Genomic DNA, 3,390 nt, shown 5'->3' on the forward strand with positions numbered 1-3,390 from the left:
CTCGTTTCCGCTCGCCGGCACGCGGCGCCTGCGCCGCCAGTTTGGGCATTACCGCGTCGGCGGAGGCCAGGTTTTCGTCATGGCATGCAGCTCAGCGAAACTCTACAACGCGTCGAAGGACTGCTGAACGCCACTGCATGGCTGGAAGGGCGAATCACCGAAGATGATCCGTATAATGCGCTGAAACGCTGGGCACGGCTGAAGCCGGACCCGCCTGGTGACGCCGTTTCGGTGCTGCGCAATCTCGGCCTGCTTGGGCGCAGTGCACGAGATTATTTCCTGGCTGTAATGGGCTACCGCGCAAGATCGAGCGGCTCAGCCTAGTGGCGATGCGCGAGCAAATGCCGGATGAGGACAGCCGCGTGACCCTGTCGGACAAGCGGGACCCGTTCGGCCTGCCGCGCGCGCATCGACTGGCGCGTGCATGAGCAGGAGGAGCGCTACTTGCGCCGCATTACCTCGGCCGTTGCCGAGGAATTTTTACGCCTCGGCCTGCCAGTACCTGCTGCCGATGATTGGATCAATAATGATCTGCCATTGCCTCGCGATTTCCGTGATGCCGCCCACCCCACGGGCACCACGCGTATGGGGCGCGATCCCGCGAGTTCGGTTGTCGACGAACATTGCCTTGTGCATGGAAGCGCAAATCTCTATGTCGCGGGCAGCTCCGTATTTCCCACCTCGAGCCACGCCAATCCCACGCAAATGATCGTAGCGATGGCGATCCGTTTGGCCGATGACGTAAGACAGGCAGCGCGACGACACATGAATATTCGCAAAAGTTTCTCTACATCTGTTTGATTCATATTCGTACGTCTTCTATTGATTACGACGTGGCGATCAACTTGGGAAGTGAGCCAGGATACGCGCTATCCGTTTCTATTGTTATTGATGCAGGATCTGGTCATAGCCGCGCGCGACGATGGAGCCTGCGCGTGAGCCAGAACAGGAATCTCGTCATCGTCCGCGCGGGGGACAATTCCCTGCATCCGGAATGGTTGGACGGTGCTGCCTCGCGCAGCTGGGGTCTGGTGGTGAATTATTATGGCGAAAAGCCGGATATCTACCGCGTGCCTAATGTGGAACGGATCGACAGCAAGGGGCCGAAATGGCCAGCACTGTACGATCTGATTAGGGCGCAGCCGCGCTTCCTCGAGGAGTATGATTACATTTGACTGCCGGATGACGATCTTCGTACCGATGCCGGGCAGATCAGTCTTTTGTTCGAGGTCATGGCGCAGTACCAGTTGCAGGTAGCCCAGCCAGCGCTCACTTGGAATAGCTATTTTGGCCATCTGACCACCGTACGGAACAAAAGATTTAGGCTCCGCTACACGAATTATGTGGAAGTTATGGCGCCATACCTCTCTGCGAATCTGTTGGCCATGGCGCTGCCGTTGTTCAACTCCAATCTCAGCGGCTGGGGGTTGGATTTCGTATGGGCGAGATTTGCCGCGCGGCCGGATGTGGAGATCGCCATCATCGATGCGGTAACGGTGCAACATACGCGCCCGGTGGGCGGGCCCAACTACAAAGCACTGCGCGAGCGGGGCATCTCGCCCTGGGATGAACTTCGTGAATTCTGCAAGTCTAATGGCATCAAGGAAGAGCCGGTCATTTTCACCCATCGCGCCATCGATTGCGATGGTGATATGATCGACGCACTAACCAAACCCCGGCGCTTCAACTTGAGTGCCATCGCCGGAGATTTGCCTGCCTTGCGCCATTCGCCCGAGCCACGGCGTATGTTGCGCCGCATGGCCGGCATGGCCTGGAAGGCGCTCTACAATTTGCCGGATCGTGTTGCCGAGGAATCGGCGGCGCAGAAACTGGTGTTCCGCCGCTGAGGATCTGGCTCAGGCGGACTGAATCGCGGAGCCGAAGCCGGGCCGGTCCGCCGAGCCGTTCAGGTTGTTTTCATAGCTGAGGATGCGGTCGCAGCGTTCATTCCAGGCCCATGTCAAAGTTTCCAGCCCACGCTTGAAATGCTGCTGGAAAAAATAGCGAAGTTTTTTGACCGGGGACATCAACGGCAAATACGGCGCAAGCTCGGGATATTTTGCGATGATGTCGAGATAGGGGCGATGCGCGCTGGCATCCCAAGGCGGAAAGCTGCCATGCCAGGGCTTGGGGCTGCCCATGAAGTGGTGGATGCGCGGCGCGATCTGTTTCTTGACGCCTGCATTGAGCATGAAGATGGGAAAATTCCAACTCAGCGACATGGGAATTCGCCGCGTTATGCCGGCGAGGTTCAGCGCATCCTGGTCCGGAAAGCGCGAGCGCTCGCGGTAGGTCTTGAACAGGCGCCAGGCTTCCATACCGATCTCGTCCCAGCCGTCGCGGTTCACGCGCAGCACGCCGGTGTTGAAATATAGATGCTGCTCCTGCGGCTGAATCCCGAGCGAGGAGAAATATGCGGTGATCTCGCGCCCATGCCGGTCGGGCCCAGGGGCGGCGAATGTCATCGGGTCGCTGGCGGCCAGAAATTGCCCCCGTGGGACGGGATAGTCCAGCAGCGCGTCGAGCGAGCCAGTTATCTGGGTGTCGCCATCGATATACAGAAACTGGTCATAGTCCACAGGCAGCAAACGGCCCAGGAACAGCCTGGCCAGCATGGCGTTAGCCCCCTCGATGGCGGCGGCGGCAAGCGGGAGGAATCCGATCGCCTCCGCCTCGCACACTCGCGAGAAGATCCTGTTCGTCGCGGCTGGCGCATCAATGCAATAGATGGCCACATCCGCCCTGGCCTGGGCGCTGTGCTGACGCGCCTGTATGGCACTGACCAATGTCGGCAGAAGATAACCTGGATCGGTCGTGTAACAGATGCAACGGGACGCTCTCAATGACAACCTCCAAATCTTGCCAATGCCGACATTTTCCAACGGGCAGTTGCCACATCAAATCTGTATCATGCGGCCCAAGCGGGGGATAGAGAATTGCTGAATTTCTAGGCGTGCTTTTTCCATGAAATTTAGGCGGAAGGCGTAATAATACCGACCGGGCGGACCACACGCTGGCGCATTCTGGTCAGCGTTCGCAGTACGAATGTTTCCGGCCCTTGAGGCCTGCCCTCGATATGCCAGAGACTCAGCAGGCAACTGGTATAAGCAGCTGCGCCGAGACTAACGTTCGCTACAAGCTGTGCTGCCACCCAAACTGTCTGCGTGCCCCAGTCAAAATATGGCGTAGCAATCCCGAGAATTGCCGCCATACACAGCACGGATGCGACGCTGCGCCAACAGCTGGTTAGCTGCCGGGTGACGGAGAGTCCGCTGAGCCGTCTGATGACGATCATGCTGTACAAGGCGATGAACGTCTCAGAGATGATTCGGGCCGCGATTACGCCAATGAGCCCGTACATCTGCGCGCCGGCGATGACCAGGGGAAGCT

At 58.6% G+C, this 3,390-nt stretch carries 5 protein-coding genes and 1 pseudogene; 4 read left to right on the top strand and 2 right to left on the bottom strand.

Annotation, left to right across the window (positions count from 1 at the left end):
• Positions 1-84 precede the first annotated feature (84 nt).
• The 4 genes and pseudogenes from ACLPJJ_RS07485 (at position 85) to ACLPJJ_RS07500 (ending at position 1,847) form a co-directional block, all read left to right on the top strand.
• Positions 85-324 carry a hypothetical protein gene (locus ACLPJJ_RS07485; RefSeq protein WP_443590324.1) on the top strand — a complete coding sequence of 80 codons (240 nt, stop codon included), beginning with the start codon at positions 85-87 and terminating at the stop codon, positions 322-324.
• A gap of 81 nt (positions 325-405) precedes the next feature.
• Positions 406-801, top strand: a pseudogene (locus ACLPJJ_RS07490) (GMC oxidoreductase); the annotation flags it as partial.
• Positions 802-935: 134 nt separating this feature from the next.
• The gene (locus ACLPJJ_RS07495) at positions 936-1,175 is read left to right on the top strand and encodes a hypothetical protein (RefSeq protein WP_443590325.1); all 240 of its coding nucleotides are present in this window, start codon (positions 936-938) and stop codon (positions 1,173-1,175) included.
• 177 nt (positions 1,176-1,352) lie between these two features.
• Complete coding sequence (locus ACLPJJ_RS07500; RefSeq protein WP_443590326.1) at positions 1,353-1,847, top strand: hypothetical protein; 495 nt, start codon at positions 1,353-1,355, stop codon at positions 1,845-1,847.
• Between the two features lie 9 nt (positions 1,848-1,856).
• On the opposite strand, the gene ACLPJJ_RS07505 is transcribed toward ACLPJJ_RS07500, so the two are convergent.
• Positions 1,857-2,882 (bottom strand): glycosyltransferase family 8 protein, encoded by a 1,026-nt coding sequence (locus tag ACLPJJ_RS07505; protein ID WP_443590327.1) that lies wholly within the window; start codon positions 2,880-2,882, stop codon positions 1,857-1,859.
• Between the two features lie 89 nt (positions 2,883-2,971).
• The coding region (locus ACLPJJ_RS07510) for a hypothetical protein (RefSeq protein WP_443590328.1) at positions 2,972-3,390 on the bottom strand (419 nt) is incomplete at its 5' end.

Source organism: Acidocella sp. (genome assembly GCF_052326845.1).
Classification (GTDB): domain Bacteria; phylum Pseudomonadota; class Alphaproteobacteria; order Acetobacterales; family Acetobacteraceae; genus Acidocella.